General features: G+C 38.4%; 16 protein-coding genes and 1 pseudogene. 15 read left to right on the forward strand and 2 right to left on the reverse strand.

What is annotated here, in order from left to right; genetic code table 11:
- Positions 1–175: 175 nt before the first annotated feature.
- Positions 176–6016: a gliding motility-associated C-terminal domain-containing protein gene (locus tag IPK35_07500; GenBank protein MBK8053102.1), complete on the forward strand. Its 5841-nt coding sequence runs from the start codon at positions 176–178 to the stop codon at positions 6014–6016.
- 538 nt (positions 6017–6554) lie between these two features.
- On the opposite strand, the gene IPK35_07505 is transcribed toward IPK35_07500, so the two are convergent.
- A complete protein-coding gene (locus tag IPK35_07505) occupies positions 6555–7673 on the reverse strand; it encodes a saccharopine dehydrogenase NADP-binding domain-containing protein (protein MBK8053103.1) in 1119 nt (372 codons plus the stop codon).
- A gap of 188 nt (positions 7674–7861) precedes the next feature.
- Between IPK35_07505 and IPK35_07510 the strand changes: the two genes are divergently transcribed.
- A complete protein-coding gene (locus IPK35_07510; GenBank protein MBK8053104.1) occupies positions 7862–8284 on the forward strand; it encodes a hypothetical protein in 423 nt (140 codons plus the stop codon).
- Positions 8281–10050: a T9SS type A sorting domain-containing protein gene (locus tag IPK35_07515; protein MBK8053105.1), complete on the forward strand. Its 1770-nt coding sequence runs from the start codon at positions 8281–8283 to the stop codon at positions 10048–10050. The genes IPK35_07510 and IPK35_07515 overlap by 4 nt, the downstream gene beginning before the upstream one ends.
- An 89-nt stretch (positions 10051–10139) precedes the next feature.
- Here the strand turns inward: IPK35_07515 and IPK35_07520 are convergent, their stop codons facing one another.
- Positions 10140–10592: a DUF1569 domain-containing protein gene (locus IPK35_07520; GenBank protein ID MBK8053106.1), complete on the reverse strand. Its 453-nt coding sequence runs from the start codon at positions 10590–10592 to the stop codon at positions 10140–10142.
- Between the two features lie 893 nt (positions 10593–11485).
- On the opposite strand from IPK35_07520, the gene mraZ reads away from it, so the two are divergent.
- The 12 genes and pseudogenes from mraZ to ftsA all read left to right on the forward strand — a co-directional run bounded on the left by mraZ (position 11486) and on the right by ftsA (position 25771).
- The gene (gene mraZ, locus IPK35_07525) at positions 11486–11971 is read left to right on the forward strand and encodes a division/cell wall cluster transcriptional repressor MraZ (GenBank protein MBK8053107.1); all 486 of its coding nucleotides are present in this window, start codon (positions 11486–11488) and stop codon (positions 11969–11971) included.
- Positions 11968–12873, forward strand: coding sequence for a 16S rRNA (cytosine(1402)-N(4))-methyltransferase RsmH (gene rsmH, locus IPK35_07530; protein ID MBK8053108.1), 906 nt, complete (start codon positions 11968–11970; stop codon positions 12871–12873). Before mraZ ends, rsmH begins: the two co-directional genes overlap by 4 nt.
- Before the next feature lie 77 nt (positions 12874–12950).
- Complete coding sequence (locus IPK35_07535) at positions 12951–13274, forward strand: hypothetical protein (protein ID MBK8053109.1); 324 nt, start codon at positions 12951–12953, stop codon at positions 13272–13274.
- A gap of 15 nt (positions 13275–13289) precedes the next feature.
- Positions 13290–15398, forward strand: coding sequence for a transpeptidase family protein (locus tag IPK35_07540; protein ID MBK8053110.1), 2109 nt, complete (start codon positions 13290–13292; stop codon positions 15396–15398).
- A 7-nt stretch (positions 15399–15405) separates the two neighbouring features.
- Positions 15406–16869: a UDP-N-acetylmuramoyl-L-alanyl-D-glutamate--2,6-diaminopimelate ligase gene (locus tag IPK35_07545; protein ID MBK8053111.1), complete on the forward strand. Its 1464-nt coding sequence runs from the start codon at positions 15406–15408 to the stop codon at positions 16867–16869.
- A gap of 281 nt (positions 16870–17150) precedes the next feature.
- Entirely contained in the window at positions 17151–18416 is a 1266-nt protein-coding gene (locus IPK35_07550) for a phospho-N-acetylmuramoyl-pentapeptide-transferase (protein ID MBK8053112.1), read from the forward strand.
- 2 nt (positions 18417–18418) lie between these two features.
- Positions 18419–19732 (forward strand): UDP-N-acetylmuramoyl-L-alanine--D-glutamate ligase, encoded by a 1314-nt coding sequence (gene murD, locus IPK35_07555; GenBank protein ID MBK8053113.1) that lies wholly within the window; start codon positions 18419–18421, stop codon positions 19730–19732.
- Positions 19733–19751: 19 nt separating this feature from the next.
- Positions 19752–20933, forward strand: coding sequence for an FtsW/RodA/SpoVE family cell cycle protein (locus IPK35_07560; GenBank protein MBK8053114.1), 1182 nt, complete (start codon positions 19752–19754; stop codon positions 20931–20933).
- Positions 20914–22014 carry an undecaprenyldiphospho-muramoylpentapeptide beta-N-acetylglucosaminyltransferase gene (murG, locus tag IPK35_07565; protein ID MBK8053115.1) on the forward strand — a complete coding sequence of 367 codons (1101 nt, stop codon included), beginning with the start codon at positions 20914–20916 and terminating at the stop codon, positions 22012–22014. Before IPK35_07560 ends, murG begins: the two co-directional genes overlap by 20 nt.
- A gap of 1 nt (position 22015) precedes the next feature.
- Positions 22016–23395, forward strand: coding sequence for a UDP-N-acetylmuramate--L-alanine ligase (locus IPK35_07570; GenBank protein MBK8053116.1), 1380 nt, complete (start codon positions 22016–22018; stop codon positions 23393–23395).
- A gap of 55 nt (positions 23396–23450) precedes the next feature.
- Entirely contained in the window at positions 23451–24350 is a 900-nt protein-coding gene (locus IPK35_07575) for a hypothetical protein (GenBank protein ID MBK8053117.1), read from the forward strand.
- A 12-nt stretch (positions 24351–24362) separates the two neighbouring features.
- Positions 24363–25771: pseudogene (gene ftsA, locus IPK35_07580) on the forward strand (cell division protein FtsA).
- Positions 25772–25801: the final 30 nt, after the last annotated feature.

Raw genomic sequence — 25801 nt, forward strand, 5'->3', positions numbered from 1 at the left:
TTTATAAAATAAAATTTTGTCACCCGGAGTCGATAGAAGGAGTTTTTAGAGTCCTTTCATCAGTAAAAAAAAATTACAATCATTCAGGGAAATACTGGATTTTAAAACTTTTTTATAATTTTTTTATTTCCATTTGGTCAGAATACTATAATTTTGAACCAATTAACCAATTGAAATGAAAATATTTTATTTTCTGGCTACTTGCATTTTTTTATTTTTTCATTATCAGGGAAATTCAGCAGATTATTTTTGGGTCGGAGGATCAGGCGACTGGTCTGAAATAAGCCATTGGGCCACAGCATCCGGTGGTAATGTAAAATACGCTGTGACACCTTCAGCCGCAGACAATGTCATCTTCGATGAAAATTCATTTCCCGGTTCCGGTGCAATACTCACTATAAACAATGATATAGCTTTTGCATTAAATCTGACTTTCAGAAATATCACTACAAACCCAACATTTAGAGCCGGAGCAAATACCACTTTAAATATCTATGGAAATCTGACACTGATACCGCAAATGACCTTCCAGTTTGGAGGCAACATCCACTTTCTGGGGACGACCACAGCGAGAACCATTAATTTTGCAAATCACAATGCGGGTTCCAATGTGATGTTTAATGGCTCCGGCAACTGGAGCTTGATGAGCAATCTGATTGTAGGAAATTTGCTGGAAATAAATCAAGGAAATATTTCTTTTGGAAATAACCAGGTCACTACTCAGTTTTTTAAATCAAATAGCACATTGCCAAAGCTTATCAGTTTTGATAATGCTTCAATAAGGGTAACAGGAACTTCAGTATATCCAAATATTTTTTGGTTACAAGACCCAAACAATAAATTCACAGTACATATAAATACTACCAATTGGACATCAACATCCAATGGTGCAAGAATGGAATTGACCAGTCCTTTTAATCATATATTTGTCCATAGCAATGGCAATATTGTATTACCCCAAATTTTGGCATCTTCAGCTGTTGGCACTACCATGATACTTAATGACCAGCAGTTGGCAAGATTAACCATCAATGGTGATCTGGACATCAGACATGATGGTGTAATCAATTCTTCACTGACCGCACAAAATCTGATTCTTACACCAGGATTTGATTATACTCTTTTGGGTGGTGGTGTATATTCTATAAATTCAATTATCTCTACAGGTACATGTTCGTCCATGGCAAGTTTAAATACTAATCCGGTAGGCATGCCTGCATCTATCAATCTTACTGCACCCACAAATCTTGCATTTACCGTTTTGCAGGACATGAAGTTGTCAGGTGCTCCGGCAACAGCAAATAACTCAATCAACCTTGGCAATAATTCTGGTATAACCATCACAGAAAAAAATAGTCAGACCCTGTACTGGATAGGTCGTACGGGCAACTGGAGCAATCCTGCTAACTGGTCTTTGACAAGTGGCGGCGTACCAAGTGGTTGCCTGCCTTCCCTCATAGATGATGTAGTATTTGACGCAAATTCCTTCAATGCAAACGGACAAATAGTCACTTTAAATACGCTAAATTCCTTTTGTAAAAATATGACCTGGACATCCAATGTCAGACAAGATGCAACCATGGCTGGAAGAGATTCTATAAGGCTGAATATCAACGGTTCGTTAGAGTTTTCTGCTCCCATGAAGCAAGATTACAAAGGAGATGTTTTTTTTATCGGCACGGGACAGCATACTTTAAAAGTTGCAGGTAAAAAATTTAATGCTGATCTTATTTTCAATAACCCTGCAGGCATTTGGAGATTGATGGATGATATTTATGTTGAAAAGATAAACTATTTAAGATCGGGCAAACTTGTTTTTGAAAATATTAGCTGTAACTATAACAGATTCTATGCTGATTTTACTACAAGCAGAGCTATGGAATTAAAAAATTCTGAGTTAAACTTCGAGGTCAGAAATAACTTCTGTGCCACATTTAATATGAACGCAGTCAGCCTTCAGCTAGATCCCGGAAAGTCTCATATCCACTTCAGAAATAGTGGTTGTAGTGGTATGTATATCGGTGGACAAGCCGATATCAGTTTTCATAATATTACATCAGGTTGTTCCCATTTTTATATTTCTAATAGTTGGTTTTCTCATAAGGTAAACATCAATCATTTTAAAATATTAAAGAGTGCAGAAATCAATCTACAATCCACGATTGATTCATTGACTGTGACAGGTGGACAGGAAATTAATTTTGGCAATCAGGCCAAACTCACTGTCAACAATATTATAGCCAATAACCCATGTAATTCGTATGTAAACATGAGCATGACAGAATGGCTAAATTCTGATAATAACTTCAACCCAACCATAATATTGTCCAAGCCTCATACCTTTACCAGATTTTCATTGTCAGATATAGTTGTTCAGGGATCTGTGCCTGTTGTACTTTCTCAGTCTATTGACAGAGGCGGTAACATAGGATGGCAATTCAGTAATACTACAGGGCGAACGTTATATTGGGTAGGCGGTTCAGGTGATTGGGATGAACAAATCCACTGGTCGTTGACTTCAGGCGGCCCTGGTGGCGAATGTATTCCGACCGAAAATGATGATGTCATTTTTGACGCAAGATCTTTCAATTCAAATACTGATTTTGTCACATACGGCAGAAATGCTAACCTTGTGGCATTCTGCAAAAATCTGACTTTCAATGTCCCCGGCTTTACAGGATCTTTGACACTCAACATTTTAAAAATTTATGGCAATCTGTCTATAAACCAGGCTATTAACTATAATATCTTTAGAACAGAATTTCATAACCATACTGGCGTTCAAACTGTATTTGCCCCTAGTATTAAGTTCGAATACTTTACCATTGGAGGCAAATCAGAAGTAAAATTATTGTCACCCATTCACATAGAATATGATCTCAGATGTACTGACGGCGTATTTAATACAGATGGTTTTGATATGGTTGTTGGGTTTAAATGTTATTTTGGAAACTTTGGTATCAGGAAAAAACCTTTGATCAAATTCAGGACGTCTAATGTCGAGATTAAAGGTTCAAACCAACAATACAATGAACCCCTGAGTTGTTACAGATTCTTAAAATTAGAAGGTGATAGTTCCAGGATAAACCTTTCTAATAATTCTACAGCTATGGCTATAAATTCACCTGAGTGTAAGTTTGGGGAAATTATCGCTTCCAGTATTACCGGAACTGCCGACATTGCTTCCTATCAAAATACTTCTATCCGCAAATTAATCCTGCGAGGTGATGGGAAATTCATTAATTTTCAGAACATCAATAATATTGGTGCTTTGACTCTTGATACACTTATCCTATCTGCCGGCAAATCATACAACTATGCCGCAACATATACCCAGACCATAAATAAACATCTGCAAGCCCGAGGCAACAACTGTAATCCTATCAGTATTTTTAGCTCCATCTCCGGGCAAAAAGGCATCATATCTATGCCGGCTTCAGCAAGTATCAACATGGACTTTGTACAAATGAAGGATATGAGAGGTATAGGTGGTGCCATTTTTAACGCAGGTCCTTACAGTACCAACATCAATAACAGCAATGAAAACTGGACATTTCCGGGAGTGACATCTATCACTGAAAGTGTAGGTTTTCTGGGACCTGACCGCCTCATTTGCCCGGGTATGAATGGAGTAGTGTTAGATGCCAACAGCTTCACTCCTACAGAGACATACAGGTGGAGCAATGGAAGTACAGCTGCAACTCTAAACGCACAAAATACCGGCAACTATGCCGTTACTGTAACTTTTGCGAATTCATGCAAGGTGATCGATACCATTACGGTCACAAAAGGACAGGATATTGGAAAAATTCTGCCTAAAGACACATCTCTATGCAATCAGAATGCATTTACAATAAACCCGCTGATCAATGACCCACTGGCAAAATACACATGGAGTACAGGAGCTACCAGTCAACAACTTTCAGTCACAAACAATGGGAAATACAATCTTGAATTTACAAAAGACGGCTGCTCCTTCAGAGATAGTGTACAAATAAGTTTTATCAACCTGCAAGCTATAAATCTGGGGCGTGATACCACATTATGCCAGCCAAATACCATCGTACTCAATCTGCAATCAGCCTATCCTTTGATCAGATGGCAGGATGGTAGCTCAAACCAGGTCTTTACAGCGAGTAATACGGGGCTGTATTGGGTAGAAGTGGGCTCTGATCAATGCAAGGTGAGAGATTCGGTCAGTTTGGTATTTAATCCTTTACCGGTTTTCAACTTAGGCCCTGATACTACCTTATGTAGTTTACGTTCGACATTGATATTGACCACTGGTAATGAACCTGGCACAACTACATGGCAAGATGGCTCATCGGGAAACAACTTTACTGTGAGAAGTGGAAATACTTATTCTGCAGTAAAAACATTAAATGGATGTAATTATTCTGATACGATAGAAATAAGAAAAATTGGAATTGGCTTTGAAGAATCCATTACGAGGATCAATAGATGTGACGGACATCCATTTTATAGTGCGGGATATGTTTACGAAAATGCCACTTTCAAATGGAGTCCAGGGCTTACGCCTTCTCCTGCAAATTTTACTAATTTTATTCCTATTGGAGAAAAAGTCACATTCACTAAAAGTGGGATTTATTGGGTGGATATAGAATGGAACGGATGTACTGTCAGGGATAGTTTTGATATCAATTTTAAAGCTCTACCTGTATTTAGCTTAGGAAACGACACTTCAATTTGTCAGGGGAGCTCAACAGTATTATCTCATGGTGTTACCAATGCTCAAACTCAATGGAGTAACGGTAATACATCATCAACAATAACTGCACAAACATCCGGTAAATATTTTGCCAAAGTAACCAAGGATGGTTGCTCATACTCCGATACGATAGATATAAACGTAAAACCACTTCCTCTTGTCAACCTTGGGGCTGATACAATCTTGTGCGAAAATACAACACTGAACCTGAATACAGGAAGCGGACCGGGTACTGTGGTTTGGAGTAACAATACCACTCTGCCACAAATCACAGTCACAGCCGCAGGACAATATTCTGCCACTAAAACTCTCGACGGTTGCAGTAAGTCAGATACCATCAATGTCAGCTATGTCTCGTTACAAAAACCATTTTTGGGCATGGATACCAGTTTTTGTGATGGCAACAGCGTGACGCTCAGAGATATCACAGCTACTCCAAATGTAAAATACCTATGGTCTGATGGCAATACAGCTGCTATTATCAATGCAAATAAAACCGGAATTTATTGGCTTGAAACAGCCTTTTCTCAATGTAAAAAACGGGATACCATCAATCTCAATGTATTGCCACTGCCTAAAATCAGCAGTCCAAAAGATTATAATTTTTGTGAAGGGAAAGATGTCGCCATATCCATCCAGGGTGATTTTGACAACATCAGGTGGGCAGATTTTCCAAACCAGCAAAATATCGTGGTCTCGGCAGCTAAAGCATATAAATATACAGCTACAAAAGGGAGGTGTGATCTGCTCTCTGAAGTCAGCGTGCGCCAGGTGACAATTCCTGATCCTGCCATAGGTGATTATATAGACTTGTGTAGGGGAGAGGTTCTGAAACTAAGTGTGCCTGATTTCGGTGGAATTGCAAAATGGAGTACCGGTACTCAGGCAAAAAGTATTCAGGTAATCACTTCAGGAAACTACTATGTGACCATGACTGAAGCAGGATGCACAAAGAGTGATACAGTATTTGTTGGTTTTTTTGACTGTAACGGTGATTTTCTTTATTTCCCAAATATTATAAACACACGTTCTACTAATGGGAATGAAAAGTTTTTTCCCACCCTTGCAGAAAAATATAACCTGACCGAATACAAACTTTCCATTTACGACAGGTATGGTAATCTGTTGTTTGTTTCAGATGATATTGACAATCACTGGGACGGACTCCGGATTGGAAGTATTGAATTACAGCCGGGCGTGTACACGTATATATGTACCGCGAGTGCAAATGGACCTAAAAAATTTGATAATAAAAGATTTACGGGGACAGTGACTCTTTTGAAATGATTCAGTAACATTGTTCTATAATCCAGCAATTTAGGAAAAATATTATATATTAATAAAGAGCAAATTAAAAACACATAAACATCCAATGCAAATACTTTACAGATAATTTTTTATATTTGTTCAAAAAAAAGATAGACAAATTCGAAAAAAGAGAAGGAATAATGTACTAAAACTTGGCTCAAAACTTATTTAGCTGCAATGGAGCATTTGTTATAGGAGTATTGATTTTTTTGGCATGTTTAAATCTAAGCGTTCGCGGAAACCTTCTATGCTGACAATAGTTTTTCTAAAAATACATTATGTTTTTATTATATAGACATTAATGTCTTTAAGACAGCGTCGCTTCGTAGTTACTCAAAATCAGTGAAGTATTCTGGAGCATGCAGGCGTGGCACCTGATATATATGTAGGTATGGATTTTAAAGACAGACTCAACCAGGTTGATCCACAGCTGGACAGGGCGATTTCAGAGATAATGAGTATGTTGAAGTAGTAGGTAAATAGTTATGGGCTGAGATTCTAGATCATTTTTATAAAATCAATTATGATCCTTTACATCAATCACCACATTTACTCCCATTCTTTCCATATCCTTTATCAGTCTTTGCGGCTCTACCACCTGTCCCATCAACCACAAACCCGGCTTACGGATACCGCCCTCCAGGTATTGAAGGATACAGGCGACAGTAGGGATGGCTGTAAATGCATACACATCTGCATGGCTTGCTATGATTTCTACTTTCCTGAAGTGACCATCTTTAATACCTTCGGCTTCTACTTTAAATAATACACCGAAAGGTGGTTTTGAAAATGTGCGACATCCCCATAAGAGTAAACGGGTTAAAAATCGGGTTCCCAATCCTTTCCTGACTTTTGCGAGCATCATACTGAGTGGTACAATAATATAGTCCACAATCCAATTGAACCCTGCAAAATAAGCTCCGACTTCTTTTATATGATGTTGTTCTGGTATGGATTTCATCTCTTCAAATGAAATAGGGTAGCAAGTGCGTATGCCAAAATCCGGACCGAAGTTGATTTTTCTGCTATCATTGTCAACGGCAAGGATCCAACTATTGTTTTTATACACATACGCTTTGTAATCAGCAAAACTGTCGATGATCTCTGATGCTGACTCCGGAGTTCCGATGTTGCGGGTATTCATAGCCATGCCTATGTATGCTTTGGTATATTGATCAAGGTAAGGCGCAGGCAGTCGTAAAAATGGAGCGATCAGTCCGGGATGAAATCCGGCCTGAGTGATAAAGCATCTGTTTTTTTCGATTATGGATGACTCCAAAGATCTTAATATGTCCACCCCTTCAGATGGGTAATGGATATCCAGATAATCAATACTTGCTGCAATAGCAGCTTTGGCCACTAGTTCAACATATGAAGTTGTCGTAGAACATACTACCACCAGTTCGACACCATCAAATGCCAAATTCAGACTTTTGGTATCAGAAGCATCCACAACCCGCCACTCTACCCGTTCACCATCAAACTCCGAATTCAAAAGGTTTGCAGCTTTTTTGCCTTTTTCTATATGGCGACCTGCAAGCACAACATCGACGGAAGTCTCCTGAAGCAACAATCGGGCTATAGGAAATCCGGCTCCACCGTATCCGCCGATGATTAAGATTTTGGTGTTTTTCATGGATGGGTCTTTTTAAAAATAAAATTTAGTCCATACTCTATTACAAATGTAATGGCTCAACATTTTGTTTTGCTTCAGATATGATTTCTGTCATATCTTCCAATGATTTCTGTCATGTAATTTTTTTTGGTTATCGCATATATTTGTATATCGACTTATGTACTACAATAGTGGCAGAGTGACTCTAGATGCGCCGCTTAAGTTTTTTCATATTATCCTTTTTTGCAGTACTCACAGGATATCTGATATATCTGGGATGGAGGGATGTAGTACCATCTTGGGGTATGGTCCATCACAATCAACAATTATGGCACTTTCTCCGGCAGGGTCTAGGTGGTAATATCCATCTGCCCGAATGGATAGTGTATTCCTTACCGCAGGGGCTTTGGGCTTTTGGATTTTCTTTGTGTTTGGGTGGGATTTGGTATGATGGGTCAAAGAAAACAGGTTACCAGTGGTTGATTGCCTGTCTTGTTATTGTGGTCTTGTGGGAGGTATTTCAGAAAGAGGGATGGATCAATGGCACATTCTGTTGGGTAGATGTAGTTGTCAGCATTTGTGGTGTTGGTTCGAGTGTTTTATTGTTCACATTTAAAAAAGTAGAATCATGAAAAAGCATTTATTTAAGATCGTTTTCTCATTTTTGGCAGTAATAATTTTTTTACTTATAGGGGTTGGATATATAGGGTTATGGTCTGAAAATGAAAGTAAAACTGAATCTCTTGGAAATGGAATTTATAAAGAAACTAGCATTTTCAAGGGCTCTAACGTTCATAGTGCTGAGTCTGAAGTAACAGATGTATATATCGGACCAAAAGATGAGTTGGGAAAATGGAATGGTCAAGTAACTCATGAAAGAATAGTAGATTATAAAAGTTTAGGTATAGAAAAATTTACATATGTAAATGGACGGTTGCATGGCAAATGTTGGGAACGACGTCAGGATTATAACAATCCTCAGCATATTTATTTAGAATTGGTATGTTACAATATGGATAAGGTTGTGCCATGTAATGGAAATCTTGCTTCTAATATTTCTGATTTAAGATCATCTTTATCTGCAGTCGAGATTCTTGAACTAAAATATCCTTTGTTTTTATTTGAAAATTTACCAGAAAATCAAAATATCAGAGATTCAGTAAAATTATTTATGACTGCCATTGAAAAGAAACTTAATACCTACACGCTCAATAACGACAATTTTGATACTTATTTTAATGAGGTGGACGGGTCAATTGATTCCTTTAGCGGTTATTCCAACTGGTATCAATTTTCAGGAAGGTTTGCTTCCGGTGAAAACGAAGCAAAAGACTTCGAATTCCGCAGGGCAGTGATAGAGCGATATACAAAAACAAAATTACCTGTGGCTGACATCATACAAGTCAGATACCCTTATTTTAAGGACCAGTTAGAAAAGGAATTTGGGGCTACTTCTGCTGCATTTAAAACATTCTGCACCGAATTTGACACCAAAATGGACAAAAAGATCAATATACCGGTTGGTGATCCGTTTTTTATTGATAGTCTGGATTCCTGGATGGGTCAAATTTTTTCGGATTATATGAATGATGACAATAATCTTATTTATGCAAAGCTTAAAATTCTATTTTCACAGTCTATTAAATCAGCTACATCACGCAATGGGTATGACCTATCTCCTCAAAGCCTGGTTTCTGAATATTTGGAAAGCAGTCTTACTGATACCCTTCCGGTTCATGAAGCCATATTAACTCTACTTTTTACAAAAGTACTTGAAGCTGATGCAGTCAAACGCTCCATCAAAGAAGCCTGTCTTACCGCTCAAAAAGTTCCTATTTTGCCTGAAATTGTGACCAATATTCTGAGCGAAAATATGGAAGGTGTCAAGGTACGAGGACTTATAGTTTTTGATGGGAATGATCCCATCACTAAATCAGGTATAGTGTGGGATACGGTCTTTAATCCTGAACTGACCCCCAACAATATCATCAATACGAGCAATAAATATGATTTTACGGCAGTCATCAAGGGACTGGTAAAAGGTAAAACATATTTTGTAAGATCCTATGCGGTCAATAAAGCCGGTATAGCTTATGGCAATACCATGGAATTTAAACCAGGATCAGTCAGTAGCAACAAGGACTTAATAAATGAAGGGGTAGACTGGAAGATATACCCCAATCCTGCAGATGATCAGATTTCTATTACCCTGAAAGAAACCATTCCTGTGGTAGATGTATCCGTTTACTCCATGAGTGGACACAAAATATTCATAAAAAGATATAACCAGATAGAAGAAATCAATATAGTTTCAAAAGACTGGCCTTCAGGTACATATAATATTGTACTGAATGGCTCAAATTTCAGAAAAACGAAGAAAGTGGTAATACAGAGGTAAGATTTAAGATTTTAACTTGTGAATAATCATTGGGGGTTTTACATAAGATGGCCGATTATCCTGTTGATAGTTGGCCATCTTTTCTTTTACTACACACCAAACTGACTCAAATGGTGGTGCAGGTGTTTGGCAAACATATTGTTCCATTCTTTTGATGTGAGTTTGCCGAAGGAATGTGATTCCTTTCCTTCAAAATATTTTTCTCCGAGATCTTTGGTTTTATTGATATATCCGATCAGTCTGTTGCGCTCCGTATCAAAATCCCGCTCATCTTTAATGATAAACTGTGGAGCGGTAGGAGAGTTATGCCCATACGGTTTTTCGCTTGTGACTTTGTCTTTGACAAACAACTTTAATATCAACCTCATGATCGCATTTGGTTTTGGGTGTTTATTCTCAAATGCCATCTCGTAGGTGACGTTGCTGTGGGCGAGCATCTGTGTGGCAGACATCTTGCCCCATTGAGGTTCGGTGTTTGGAGTCAGTTTGTTGATTCTTTCAATGAAGTCATTGACATCCTGAGTTGAAAATACATTTTGCATGGTGGTGTGATTTGAATATTCAAATGATGAACACAAAGATAAACTGTTTTCGTGAATCAGGAATAAAATCCAGACAATCGTGTGCATAACAAATTGCACTTTTTTATATTTTTCTTGATTTTCGGTGAAACCTGTTGGAATTGGGCTGGTCGTCTCAAGCGTGGCTTGACAGGCTCTTGAGGGATTGAGGGTAGCGGGGAAGAAATTACTAATTTGTGAAATTTGTTATACACACCAGACGATCAGTTTTTAAAACATATTTCACTTTTTTGATAAAACTATAATTGAACAACACCACATTAAAGGTGCAAGTATATCTATTAGAAGTATTGTGCAGGTTTCCCTTCCAGGGAATGAGATTGGCTGACAAGGCATGCAGGCAGGGTACAGAAGGGCACAAGCAATTTTGAGCCATTTGTTATACACCCAGACAATCATGATTATAAAAAAAAACAATATATTATACCTTGAGACTATAACAAAGATCTTTGCTAAGATACTGCTTAATTATACATTATAAAAAATATTAAATTAAATAATTGTATTATATTAATTATTGGTTCAACTTGTAAGTATAGAATCAATATTATATTTATATATATATATTATCAATTATTTTTCAAAATATCATGCATATATATCGTTATAATATAAAATACATATATATTTGTATAATATTTAATTCCAACCTTACCATTTTGCTGGTTTCCTTATATCAGCCTAATTCCTGAGAAAACAGTACTTTATAATCAAATAATATACCATGTGTAATATATTTGATTACATAATTTAATAGATTAAAAAATAATTATATATATTTTGAATATTTTTTGGTAAAAAGTGGGAGGAAGTGGGAATCGATACTATCTTTGCCTTATCAACCAACATAAAGAGTGAAACAATATCAGTTCACCGGAGAATTTGAATGCAGACTTGATGCCAAAGGAAGGCTTAAATTGCCAGCAGCAATTATTAAGCAGATCGGAGGCGACGGAAATCTCAGGTTTACAATCAATCGTGGATTTGAAAAACACCTTATGTTGTATCCCAATGACGTTTGGGAAATGAAGACGAATGAGATTAATCAACTCAACATTTACAGTACACAACAAAGACAGGCGATCAGGTATTTTTATCGCGGAGCGACAGAGCTGGAGATGGATGCTGCAGAGCGTCTCAATCTACCGGGCAGTCTGATGGAGTATGCAGGTATTGACAAGGATGTCGTGCTTTTTGCATATCAGAATCAGATTGAAATCTGGGCCAAAGACAAATATGATGAAATGCTCGATAATGAGCCTGATGAGTTTGGAAGTATTGCGGAAGCTATCTTCGGAGGAATTAAACCATTAAATGGCCTCAACGATGACGCTCCATGAGTACTTATCATGTATCTGTATTGCTAAACGAAAGTATTGAACATCTTAATATCCGGCCAGACGAAAATTATGTCGATTTGACATTTGGAGCCGGAGGACATTCCAGATCGATTTTAAATGTGCTAAGTGCCAAAGGGCATTTGTATGGCTTTGACCAGGACGTGGACGCTGCTGCCAATGTGATTCAAGACCCCCGATTTACACTCATTGAAGCCAATTTCAGGTATATCAGAAGATTTCTGAGACTTGAAGGTATATATGAAGTAAGTGGAATTCTTGCTGATCTCGGCGTATCATCACATCAGTTGGATGCTGCGGTAAGGGGATTTTCTTACAGATTTGATGCTCCGTTGGATATGCGAATGAACAAGGAAGCAGATTTTTCTGCCCAGGATTTACTGATGACTTACGATGAAGAAGATTTGGTTAGGGTATTGAGCGATTACGGTGAAGTGAGAAATGCCAAAACGCTTGCAAAAGCTTTGGTAACTGGCCGAAAGCTGGTGGCTCTGAAGAGCACTTTTGATCTCAACAGAATTCTTGATCAGCAATTGATGGGCCCCAGAATGAAATATTTTTCTCAGGTGTATCAGGCGCTAAGGATGGAAGTCAATGATGAGATTGGTGCACTTAAGGAGATGCTGATCGAAGGTACCAGGGTATTAAAACCAGGAGGTAGATTTGTTGTCATCACATTTCACAGTATCGAAGACAGAGTGGTCAAAAATTATTTTAAGACAGGCAATTTTGAAGGAGTGGTGGAGAAAGATGAGTTTGGGAATATATACAGACCTTTCCGACTGGTCAATAAAAATGTGATCATGGCTGGAAAAGAAGAACAGAAGGTAAATCCACGATCGAGAAGTTCAAAGTTGAGAGCAGCGGAAAAAGTAGATGAATAATAAAATCATTGATTAATAATTTATAATTAATCATTAGTAATTAACAAATAGTAATTAAAAATAAATAAATCACTTTTATGGCTAGTTTCCAGGATAAGAAAGCTACACTTTTTAGACTGAAATGGGTCGAATGGATTTATGTCAATTTGCCGTTTGTATGCTATCTGGCGTTGTTGGGAGTGATTTATATCACCAATGCTCATGCTTCTGAAAATGCAGTAAGAGAAATTGAAAAACTCAAAACAGAAGTGAAAGACACCAGGTGGCGGGCTATGAACCTCAAGCAGGAGGTAATGCATGGTAGCATACAATCGCAAATTGAAAAAAAAGTAGAAGGATCAGGTTTGTTGCCTTCTACGCAGCCACCGTATAAAATTGTGGCTGAAAAAACAGTAAAATGACAAGTTAATATCCTCATGGACAGAAAGAAGGAGTTGCTTTGGCGGGCTTATTTGGTGATGTTTTTCTTTGTGGTGGCCACATTAGTGATTCTTGTGAGGATATTTAATATTAGCTTTATTGAGCGTGAAAAGTGGAGACAGAAAGGTGAAATAAATGTAAAATGGCGCACAGTAGATGCAGATAGGGGTAATATTTATGCCGAAGAAGGTAATCTGTTATCCACATCACTATCGTTCTTTGAGGTTAGGATGGATATGAGTATAATTCGGAAAGATGATTTTTCTCAGGGTGTGGATTCATTATCCCATTTTCTGAGCAAATTTAATCCGGATTTTATCAGGACAAAATCTGCATCACAATGGAAGGCTGACCTTAAAGCTGCACGTAATAAAGGAAAAAAATACTTTTTTATTGCTAAAGGTTTGGATATCGATGCTTACAATAAACTTAAGAATGCCCCTATATTCAGATTGGGTAAATTCAGAGGTGGTATGGTGACAGCAAGATATGGTAAACGAGTAAAACCATATCAGGAAATGGCCTCCAGAACCATTGGTGTTGACCGGGAGAATGCTGACAAAGTCGGGCTGGAAGGTTATTTTAACAAGTTTCTCAAAGGTGATTCTGATCAGAGATTGATGAAACGGCTTTCTGCCAGTGAGGAGATTTGGGTACCTGTGTATGATCCTTCGGAAAATGAAATTAAACGAGGAGATGACATATATACTACCATCAATGTAGACATGCAGGATATAGTTCACCACGAGTTACTTGATGGTTTGAAGAAAAACAGGGCAGAAGGAGGGGTAGCAATCCTTATGGAAGTAGGAACTGGGGCGATCAAATCTATTACCAATTTGACTATGGCCGGTGACAGTGCATATTTTGAAATGTACAATCAGGCGGCCGGCAGATTGAGTGAGCCTGGATCTACCATAAAACTGGCTACTATGCTTGCTGCACTGGAAGATGGATTTACCAACATCGATACGATCATAGATGTCAATTATGGTGTAAAAAACTTTTCAGACCGAACCATGTACGATTCTGAAAAGCACGGCAAAAAATATATGACTATGGCGGAAACATTCGAATTGTCTTCCAATGTTGGTGTAGCCACCATAGCTAACGAATTGTATAATTCAAGAGATAGCAGGTCGCTGTGGGTCAAAAGACTGAGACAGTTTGGTTTGCACGAACCTACGGGAATCGATATTACTGGAGAAGCAATTCCTGAGATAAAAGATCCTGTCAAAGATAAGATCAAATGGTATGGAACAACAATACCCTGGATGGCGCACGGATATGAATTGATGTTTTCACCTTTACAGGTATTAAATTTTTACAATGCTGTAGCTAATGATGGCAGAATGATGAAGCCATATTTGGTTAGTGAAATAAAAAATGGTGATGAAATTCGCAAAAAATTTGAGCCAATAGCTCTCAGAGAAAGTATCGCTAAACCAGAAAACATTGCAAAAGCAAAAACAATGATGGAAGGAGTCATTCTAAAAGGGACAGGAAAAAGCATGAAATCTGAGCATGTATCGATGGCAGGCAAAACTGGTACTGCCAAGACAAACTATGCTAATAAAAATGAATACGCAAGATACAATGCCAGTTTTTGTGGATATTTTCCGGCAGAAAACCCTATGTACTCATTGATAGTTGTGGTATACGAGCCTAAAGCCGGGGCATATTATGGAGGTGCAGTAGCAGGACCCATTTTTAAGAATATAGCCGAAAAAGTTTATGCACTAAAAACCAAACAGGCAAAATATCTTAATGATACCATATTTGCTAATGTGGGTTTACCTTCAGGTAGCACGGGATATACTAAGGACTTTAATCAGATTTTTGACTACCTGAACATCAAACGCTCTTCGAAAAACAGAGATTGGGTACGAGTAAAGGATGAAGATAAGAAACTGCAATACGCAGAAGTAAAAATAAAGAAAAATTTAGTTCCTGATGTTGTGGGCATGGGAGCGCGGGATGCAGTATATCTGCTGGAGACAGCAGGATTAAAAGTTATGCTAACAGGAATCGGTAAGGTTGTAAGACAGTCTTTACCTCCAGGTTCCAGGGCAAACGGGCAACACATCGGAATCATTTTAAATTAACACTACTTTGAAAGCAAAGAAGTTAGAAGATATCTTACCTGATGGGCTGAAAGCTGAAATTTTCGGCAGTCTGGAATCCAGGATTAGTGGCTTGAGTATTGACTCAAGAAAGGTGGGCAAAGGTTTTGTATATGCTGCACTAAAGGGCACATTGACCGATGGACATCAATACATTGATCAGGCAATCGGACAGGGAGCCATTTGTATCATATGTGAAGAGGTAAAAGAAAGGAGAAAAGGTGTCACATATATTGTAACTAATCAGGTAAGGACTTTGATAGGAGAGATGGCAGATTTATTTTTTGATCAGCCTTCGCGGCAGCTTCACCTGACAGGAGTGACCGGTACCAATGGTAAGACGACGATCAGCACGCTTTTGTATCAGTTGTTTACTGCTTTTGGTTACAAATGCGGGTTAATCTCTACAGTTGAAAATAAAATTGGTGACGTCACTTTGATGGCAACACACACCACTCCTGACGTGATAAGCCTGCATGCATTGATGGCAAAAATGCGGGATGAAGGATGTGAGCATGTGTTTATGGAGGTGAGTTCACACGCTGTAGATCAGGAAAGAATTGCCGGACTGAAATTTGAAGGTGCGTTGTTCACAAATATTACTCATGACCATCTTGATTATCACAAGACCATGAAAAATTATATAGGTGCGAAAAAAAAGTTTTTCGACGGATTATCTAAAGAAGCTTTTGCGATTACCAATACTGATGATAAAAATGGATTGGTGATGTTACAGAATACAAAAGCACGGAAGGTAACATATGGATTGAAAGCGATGGCTGATTATAAGGCAAGGATACTGGAAAGTACGGTACAGGGACTCCACCTTCAGATCAACAACAGAGATGCATACTTCAGGCTGATCGGTGAGTTTAATGCTTATAATCTCACCCTGGTATATGGAGCTGCGTTAGAGTTGGGTATGGAAAGCGATGATGTCCTGGCTATACTTAGTGGACTGAGAGGGGCAGATGGCAGGTTTGAGCAGGTGATAGACCCGGATTCAGAAAAGTGTGGCATAGTAGACTATGCACACACACCGGATGCACTTGAAAATGTACTTGAAACTATCTCGAAAGTAAAAGGTGCTGAGAGTTCTGTAATCACTGTAGTGGGATGCGGAGGAGACAGAGACACTACCAAGAGACCACTTATGGCTCAAGTTGCAGTGAGGATGTCTGACAAAGTGATCCTGACCAGTGATAATCCCAGATCAGAAGACCCTGAAAAGATTCTTGATGATATGGAAGCAGGGTTAAGTCCTGAAAGCAGGAAAAGAGTCATCAGAATATCAGACAGATTGCAGGCTTTAAAAACCGCTGTCATGATGTCAGATGAAAAAGATATCATTCTCGTGGCCGGAAAGGGACATGAGAATTACCAGGAAATAAAAGGAGAAAAGTTTCCTTTTAACGATAAAGAGATATTGAAAGAGTATTTAAGAAAAGGTTGAATTTCAGAAAGCAGGTTGAAATTATTTTTCTGATTTTCTAAAGACTTTAGGCATGAAACTTAAGCTTAGCTTTATTTTTAATCCTTCAATATCAAAGATTTAGGTTCTATTATCATTCTCAGGTTGGTTTAACAGTTGCAGTGAGATCTTTTTGAAAAAAGTTTCAGACTGCTCACTGCGCTGTTAATTTTTGATCTTGCGAATTATGTGCTGGCCAAAGAAAAGTGATTCCCAGGCTTTGAAGTTAAAACAGAAACAAACAGTTAAATTTATATATACAAATGTTGTACCACTTTTTTGATTATATTGATAAATATTACAATCTGCCTGGAGCTGGATTGTTTCAATATATCACTTTCCGTGCAGCATTTGCAATCATCCTCTCATTGGTCATTTCGTTGGTGTATGGAGGTAAGATTATAAGTTCTTTGAAAAGATTGCAGGTAGGAGAGACGGTCAGAGAGTTGGGTCTTGAAGGACAGAAAGCCAAAGAAGGAACGCCTACTATGGGTGGTATTATCATCATCATGGCTATCCTGATTCCTTGTTTATTATTGGCAAGATTAGACAATATCTATATCCTTCTGATGATTTTTACCACCATATGGCTTGGATTGATTGGTGGAGCGGATGATTACATTAAGGTTTTCCTGAAGAATAAAGATGGCTTGAGTGGCAAAACAAAAATATTTGGGCAGGTAATTCTTGGGCTTGTCGTAGCAGTGACGATGTTGATTTCTGATGATATTGTGGTCAGGATGCCGTTGTCAGATGCGAAAGCGGGTGGTTATGAAATCATTAAAGAGTATTCTATCCCACTTCCCAAAGTCAATGACATCTCGCGTATGACAGAGATGGCTTATGTAAAGACGACCATGACCAATGTTCCTTTTTTTAAGGACAATAACTTTGATTACAAGTCATTGGCTGGTTTTGCAGACGATAATGCATCGTTGTTATTATCCATCATTTTTACTCTGATCGTAATATTTATTGTTACGGCAGTGTCCAATGCAGCCAATCTTACAGATGGGATAGATGGACTTGCAGCAGGAACATCAGCCATCATAGGAGCCACTTTAGGGATATTCGCTTATGTATCAGGCAACACTATCATAGCCGAATATCTGAATATTTTCTACATACCCAACTCAGCTGAATTAGTGATATTTTCAGCTTGTTTTCTGGGAGCATGTATAGGATTTTTATGGCACAATTCATTTCCGGCCAGAGTATTTATGGGTGATACGGGTAGTCTGGCGATAGGCGGTATTATAGCAGTATTGGCATTATTGCTACGCAAAGAACTTTTGATCCCGATACTGTGCGGCATCTTCGTGGCAGAAAATCTTTCAGTGATGCTTCAGGTGTCATACTTTAAATATACCAAAAAGAAATATGGCGAAGGAAGGCGAATATTTAAGATGTCGCCATTACACCATCACTTCCAGAAATCCGGTATGCATGAGTCCAAGATTGTGACTAGATTTTGGATTATAGGCATCATACTGGCGATAGTTTCTATACTGACACTTAAAATCAGATAAGTATGAAAAAAGTAGTCATCATAGGAGCAGGAGAAAGTGGGGTAGGAGCAGCATTACTTGCAAAGAAAAAAGGTTTGGATGTATTTGTAAGCGATTATGGTTTAATAGATGAAAAATTTAAAAAAGAGTTAACTGATTTTAATATCCCTTTTGAAGAAGGGGGACATGATTTTGATAAGGTTTTGGTAACTGAGGTGGTAATAAAAAGTCCCGGTGTTCCGGAACATGCGCCAGTCCTGCGCATGTTAAAAGAACATGGACGGAAAGTAATTTCCGAGATTGAGTTTGGTCACTTATTTTTTTCCGGGCTGACCATAGCTGTAACAGGCTCAAATGGGAAGACTACAGCATCGGGACTTTTATACCACATACTAAAGACAGGAGGATTGAATGTTGCCTTGGGCGGTAATTATGGCAAAAGTTATGCTCGTATACTGGCCGAAGACAACCCGAGGGTTATGGTTTTGGAGATATCCAGTTTTCAGCTGGATGATATTGATACTTTCAGACCAAACATCTCTATCCTGCTCAATATCACACCGGATCATCTCGACAGGTATGATTACAAAATGGCCAATTATGTGAATTCAAAATTTCGTATCACCATGAATCAAACAGAGTCCGATTACTTCATTTATAATGGAGATGACGTCGAGATTAAAGACAAAATGTCTGAGTATACAGGCAAAGCCAAAAGGATCAGTATTACGACTGATAAATATACAAATGGGGTGCCATCAAAGGATGGGACCGGAAATTTTGAAATAAGTATTAAAGGAAAACACAACCTGTTCAATGCAGCTTGTACAGTAGAAGCAGCGAGAATCATGGGACTTTCTGAAAGTAAAATTGCAGAAGGACTCAGAACTTTCAAAAACCTTCCGCACAGATTAGAAAGTTGTGGCGTGATCAATGGCGTGGAATTCATCAATGATAGCAAGGCTACCAATGTGGATTCGGTTTATTATGCTCTTGATGCCATGACAAAACCTGTGATATGGATTGCCGGCGGTACAGACAAGGGCAATGATTATAGTGTTTTGTTTCCATTAGTAGAGGAAAGAGTGAAAGCCTTAATCTGTCTTGGATTGGACAACGAAAAATTAAAGAATTCTTTTAAACCCCATATTCCAATTATTTACGAGTCGATTAAGGTTTCAGAAGTGGTGGAGACAGGACTGAAAGTGGCCGCACCCGGTGATGTAGTCCTGCTTTCTCCTGCTTGTGCAAGCTTTGACCTCTTTAAGAATTATATGGATCGAGGCGATCAGTTTAAAGAAGAAGTTGCCTTAAAAATGGAACATTTAAATAATTGAAATAATAAATCAAGAAAAGTTGAATATCACAACTGCATATTACAATCTAAAAGGCGACAGGTCAGTATGGCTGATTGTGCTTTTACTGAGTTTATTTTCTCTGTTGATTGTATATAGTACATCTGGCAGTCAGGTATATAAGTTCAATACAAGTCATGGTACGGAATATTACCTCATCAGACAGTTGCTTTTTATTGGCGTTGGTTTGCTGGTGACATATACCTTGTATAGACTACATTATATGGTTTATGCCAAACTTGCGCCTATACTTATGATTATTGCGGTACCGCTGCTGGTTTACACAGCTTTGTTTGGACCTGAGATAAATGATGCTTCACGATGGATAAAGATACCAATACTTGAACTGTCATTTCAAACATCTGATTTTGCTAAAGTGGCTTTGATTATGTTTGTCGCAAGATCTTTGGCGATAAGGCAGGATTATATCAAAGATTTTAAGGGGGCCTTTGTGCCTATCATTGCTCCGGTTATTTTGTTTTGTGCATTGATAGCTCCATCCAACTTATCGACAGCGGTATTACTATTTGTTACTTGTTTCCTGATGATGTTTATCGGGCGTATCTCTTTGAAATATGTTTTCCTTTTGGTCTTGTTAGGTGCTGTTGTATTTGCCGGTTTATTTATCATTGGACAATATTTTCCGGAGCACTTCAGAGTCGAGACATGGTTGAGCAGAATTAATGATTTTCTTTATTCTGACGGCTCATTTCAGGTACAGCAGTCCAAGATTGCCATTGCCGAAGGCGGTATGTTTGGTTTGGGCCCGGGCAATAGTATTCAGAGAAATCTATTACCTTATGCGTATGCTGATTTTATTTATGCCATTATATGCGAGGAGTACGGATTTATAGGAGGTGTGCTCATATTGTTGATGTACTTGTGGTTGCTTATAAGGACTGTGAGTCTGGTCACAAGATGCCCTAAAACGTTTGGAGCAATGTTGGCCATAGGACTTACATTAAATATCGTGATAACAGCATTTGCCAATATAGCAGTATCAGTGAAGTTGGTACCGGCGACAGGTCTTACATTACCGATGATCAGTATGGGAGGCACATCATTTTTATTCACCTGTGCTTCTTTTGGAATCATATTGAGTATCAGCAGATATGTGGAGCAGGCATTTGAAGATAAGAAGCAACTTGAAAAACTGGAAGCTGATGGCACGAGTGATCATTAGTGGAGGAGGTACAGGAGGCCATGTTTTTCCTGCCATTGCAATAGCAGATGCGCTTAAATCCTTAAGGCCAGACTTGGATATATTGTTTGTGGGTGCTGAGGGTAAAATTGAAATGGAAAAAGTCCCGAAAGCGGGATATAAAATAGTTGGATTAAATATAGCTGGTTTTCAAAGGAAACTGACATTCAAAAATTTATTATTTCCTTTTAAACTTGCCGCCAGCATGATAAAGGCGATAAATATAGTCCGAAGTTTTAAGCCTGATGTAGCTGTAGGAGTAGGTGGATATGCCAGCGGACCTGTTTTGAAAATCGCCAATACATTTGGTATACCAACAGTACTGCAGGAGCAAAATTCATTTGCAGGAGTGACCAATAGAATCCTGGCTGCAAAGGCAGCACTGATTTGCGTGGCTTATGATGGAATGGAAAGATTTTTTCCAAAACAAAAAATTTTATTTACAGGAAATCCGGTACGTAAAGACATACTGGACAATATAAAGAAACAGAACGAAGCGTTAGAAACCTTAGGTTTGGATCAAAATAAGAAAACATTACTCATTTTTGGCGGTAGTCTTGGCGCCAGAACGATCAACGAAGCTATCCGATCTAATGCAGAATCTCTGATGTCTATGGAAGACATTAATATCATTTGGCAGGTTGGCAAGATTTATTGTGATGAATACAAAACCTGTGTTCTTGCCAGCCGGCCGAATGTAAAAATACTTCCATTTATTGAAAACATGGACATTGCTTACAGTGCGGCTGATGTGGTCATTTGCAGAGCAGGAGCTCTGACGGTTTCAGAACTGGCGGTGCTTGGCAAAGCAAGTATTCTGATACCTTCACCCAATGTGGCAGAAGACCATCAGACAGTCAACGCCATGTCTTTGGTTAGTAGAGATGCAGCAGTTCTTGTAAAAGACAATGAAGCGAAAGAAATGCTTATCAGTGAAGTGAATCGATTGCTTTACGATGATTATAAACTTAAAAGTCTTCGGGAAAATATTAAATATTTTGGGAGACCACAGGCAGCTATAAAGATAGCTGAGGAAATTTTGAAATTGTGTAAAAATGCATAGTGTGAAGCTGGATGATGTCAAACATGTCTATTTCATAGGTATCGGTGGTATCGGAATGAGTGCGATAGCAAGGTATTTTGCTGCTCAGGGTAAAGAAGTCTCTGGGTATGACAAGACTAAAACCACCCTGACAGACACCCTGCAAAACGAGGGAATGAAAATTCATTACGATGATACCTTAGAATCCATACCTGCATACATCGACCTGATCATATACACACCTGCTATACCAAAAGACCACATGGGATTTAATTTCCTGATGCAGTCCGGTAAACCCATGATTAAACGGTCAGAGGCTTTGGGATGGATCAGCAATGAGAAAAAATCGATTGGCGTAGCGGGCACTCACGGCAAAACCACGACCAGTTCGCTGATCACACATGTCTTAAAGGTAGGAGGAATAGATGTTTCGGCTTTTCTGGGTGGTATCACTTTGGACTATAATAGCAACTTCGTGATTGGCAAAAGTGATGTTGTAGTACTGGAAGCAGATGAGTATGACAGATCATTTTTGAGGTTGAGTCCATTTATAGCGACAATATCCTCCATGGATCCTGATCATCTGGACATATATGGTGATGCTTCATCCATGATAGCAAGCGGATACAAAGCATATGTGGCGCGCATCAGGGACAATGGTTATCTCATAGTGAAGGAAGGGTTGCTGAATGTTTTTACAGTAAGTGAGTTATTGGAATTGTACAATCGGGGCATTAGTGTATATGAGTACGGATATAGAAAAGGTCAGATTCAAATATCAGATATTCGTGTGGAAAATGGAAGATATGTTTTTGATTATAACGGCCTTGGGAAGGAAATAAAATCGATTGTTTTGAATATGCCCGGAGGTCACAATGTTGAAAATGCATGTGTCGCGGTTTCAGTGGGTATTTTGAATGACGTAGCTGAAGGAGATATCAGAAAGGCATTATCCGGTTTCAAAGGAATACTGAGAAGATTTGAAAGAGTAGTGGAAAATGATAAAGTGGTGTATGTAGATGATTATGCGCATCATCCGAGTGAACTGAAAGTAGCTATTGATGCGGCCAGAACATTATATCCGGGTAGAAAGCTTACCGGAATTTTTCAGCCTCATCTTTACAGCAGGACAAAAGATTTTGTTGATGGATTTGTTGAGGAACTGGACAAATTGGATGAAGTTATTTTGATGGACATATATCCGGCCAGAGAACTTCCTATCGAGGGTGTCACATCTGAAATCATTTTTAACAAGATGAAAAACAGTAATAAAAAAATGGTCACCAAAGAAAGTCTTATGTCAGTGCTTCAGGATATTGAAAGTGAGGTTTGGTTGACTTTGGGTGCCGGAGACATAGACACTTTTGTTCCGAAGATTAAAGAAATGTTATTAAAAGAATAAAAATTGTAGAAGAATTTTGTACTGCTGGGTATATAGCAGGAGCAATAATAAGATAATGGAAAACGAAAGTAGAAAATATAATTGGAAAAAAATCAGAGATACCTTTATTTGGTTGACACTGATCACAGGTATATCTGTTCTGCTGTTCTTTGCCGTGAAAAATAAGGCAAACGCCAGAGTAAAGACACTGGTAGTCAATATAGAAGGAGTAAAAGATAATGAACATCTGATTTCTGAAAAGGAAATTTTGAAAATTCTTACTGAATCTGCCGGAAAACCAATCACAAAATCAAATATCAGTACCTTAAATCTGAGAAGACTTGAAGCAAAGCTGAATAAGGATAAAAGGATCGAAAAAGCGGATATTTATTTTGATTCCAATAACAGGCTGAATGTAAGGATAGTACAGAAAAAACCTGTGATGAGGGTGATAGATAATGCAGGAACTGAATATTACCTTGATGAAAATTGTAAAAAAGTGCCGGTGACAAGGGGGAACTCCATAAGAGTACCGGTTGTGACGGGTATCAGAGATAGTTTTAATGTAAAGATGGTCGTGTCAGACAAGCCGTCCAGGATGAAAGATGTTTTTACCATCATGAAGTATATCTCTGAGGACGAGTTTTTGTCAGCACTGATAGAGCAGGCACATGTTGAAAACGATAGCATCGGTGATATAGTGTTGATACCGAAAATCGGAAGACAAAAACTCATTTTCGGATCTGCGCAGGACATGGAAGCTAAATTTGACAATCTAAAGATATTTTATAGAGACGGACTCCCCAAACGTGGATGGAATCGTGATAAAATTTTGAACTTAAAATATACAAATCAGGTCATAGCCACATTGGTCAATCCTGAAACAGCTGAAAGAATTAAAGCTGTCATGAGTGATTCATTGCAGGCTTCTTTGATCAATTCTGTAAACAATAATATCAAGAGTATTCATCATTAAATAATTTGTACTATGAACGATCAGGTAAAATTAAAAAACACAGCAGTTGCCCTTGATATCGGGACAACAAAGGTATGCGCCATTGCCGGCCAGCTCAATGAGTATGGTAAACTGGAAATAGTTGGTATGGGTGTAGTGCGCTCTGAAGGAGTATCCAGAGGTGTGGTTTCCAATATTGATAAGACAGTTAAAGCTATAAGGGAAGCTGTGGATATTGCCGAAAGAAATGCTCATTGCAAGTTCAAAATTGTTCATGTCGGAATAGCCGGACAACACATTAAAAGTTTGCACCATCATGGATTATTGGTTCGTCATGATTCCAATACTGAGATCAATCAGGACGATATTGATAAATTGATAAAGGACATGTATAAGCTTGTACTGCCTCCCGGAGACAAAATTTTACACGTTGTGCCCCAAGAGTATACCGTTGATGATGAACAGGATATATTCGATCCGATAGGTATGTCAGGAGTCAGGCTTGAAGCCAATTTCCATATCATCACAGGTCAGATATCTGCTAGCAGAAATATTCTCAGGTGTGTGGAAAAGGCAGGATTGGAAGTGGCAGACGTCACTCTTGAACCAATCGCATCAGCTGCTTCAGTACTCAGCGAAGAAGAGAAAGAAGCTGGTGTAGCCCTCGTCGATATTGGCGGCGGCACCACTGATATCACTATATTCAAAGACGGTATCATCAGACACACATGTGTTATTCCATTTGGTGGGAATGTTATTACCAGAGATATCAGGAAGGGTGTACAGTGATGAATGAGCAAGCTGAAAAACTGAAAATTAAATTTGGATCGGCGATGGCTGACGAAATTGTGGACAATAGAATTATCACCATTCCTGGCTTTAAGGGCATAGAGCATAAAGAAATTTCTGAAAAAAATCTCGCAAGAATCATTCAGGCAAGAACAGAAGAAATATTTGATTATGTGCTTTGGGAAATCAGAAGATCGGGGTACGACAACAAACTAATAGCAGGTATGGTACTTACCGGTGGGGGTTCTTTATTGAAGCATATAGATCTTCTCTCGGAATACCACACTGGCTTACCGACCAGAGTAGGTCAGCCTATAGAACATTTAGCTCATGGATATTCGAGTCAGTTGGCAAGTCCTATATTTGCAACAGCAGTTGGATTATTAAAACATACTATCGACAATTATGGTGGAAAAACCAGTTATGTCGAGGAGTTTACAAGAATCACTGAAGATGCCAAGAGTTATGACCCTTATACTGCTGTGCAAAAAAATCTGAACAATCAAAACAATACTGCCGGAAATCAGGAAGATGAAAGCACAGATGACGAACAAGTTAATGAAAATGTAGGACCAAAGAAAAAAGGTTTGTTCAATAAGTTATTTACACTTACAAAAGATTTTTTTGAGACAGTTCCTGATTCTGACTTTTAACACTTATTTTTTTAATCAACTGAAATTGTA

This window comes from Saprospiraceae bacterium (assembly GCA_016713025.1).
Classification (GTDB): Bacteria; Bacteroidota; Bacteroidia; order Chitinophagales; family Saprospiraceae; genus OLB9.

Excerpts from the sequence above, each read along its gene's own strand:
- IPK35_07550 (MBK8053112.1), top strand. The coding sequence starts at position 17,151 with ATGTTGTACCACTTTTTTGATTATATTGATAAATATTACAATCTGCCT.
- rsmH (MBK8053108.1), top strand. The coding sequence starts at position 11,968 with ATGAGTACTTATCATGTATCTGTATTGCTAAACGAAAGTATTGAACAT.
- murG (MBK8053115.1), top strand. The coding sequence starts at position 20,914 with ATGGCACGAGTGATCATTAGTGGAGGAGGTACAGGAGGCCATGTTTTT.
- IPK35_07515 (MBK8053105.1), top strand. The coding sequence starts at position 8,281 with ATGAAAAAGCATTTATTTAAGATCGTTTTCTCATTTTTGGCAGTAATA.
- IPK35_07510 (MBK8053104.1), top strand. The coding sequence starts at position 7,862 with ATGCGCCGCTTAAGTTTTTTCATATTATCCTTTTTTGCAGTACTCACA.
- IPK35_07540 (MBK8053110.1), top strand. The coding sequence starts at position 13,290 with ATGGACAGAAAGAAGGAGTTGCTTTGGCGGGCTTATTTGGTGATGTTT.
- murD (MBK8053113.1), top strand. The coding sequence starts at position 18,419 with ATGAAAAAAGTAGTCATCATAGGAGCAGGAGAAAGTGGGGTAGGAGCA.
- IPK35_07575 (MBK8053117.1), top strand. The coding sequence starts at position 23,451 with ATGGAAAACGAAAGTAGAAAATATAATTGGAAAAAAATCAGAGATACC.
- IPK35_07500 (MBK8053102.1), top strand. The coding sequence starts at position 176 with ATGAAAATATTTTATTTTCTGGCTACTTGCATTTTTTTATTTTTTCAT.
- IPK35_07505 (MBK8053103.1), bottom strand. The coding sequence starts at position 7,673 with ATGAAAAACACCAAAATCTTAATCATCGGCGGATACGGTGGAGCCGGA.
- IPK35_07535 (MBK8053109.1), top strand. The coding sequence starts at position 12,951 with ATGGCTAGTTTCCAGGATAAGAAAGCTACACTTTTTAGACTGAAATGG.
- IPK35_07520 (MBK8053106.1), bottom strand. The coding sequence starts at position 10,592 with ATGCAAAATGTATTTTCAACTCAGGATGTCAATGACTTCATTGAAAGA.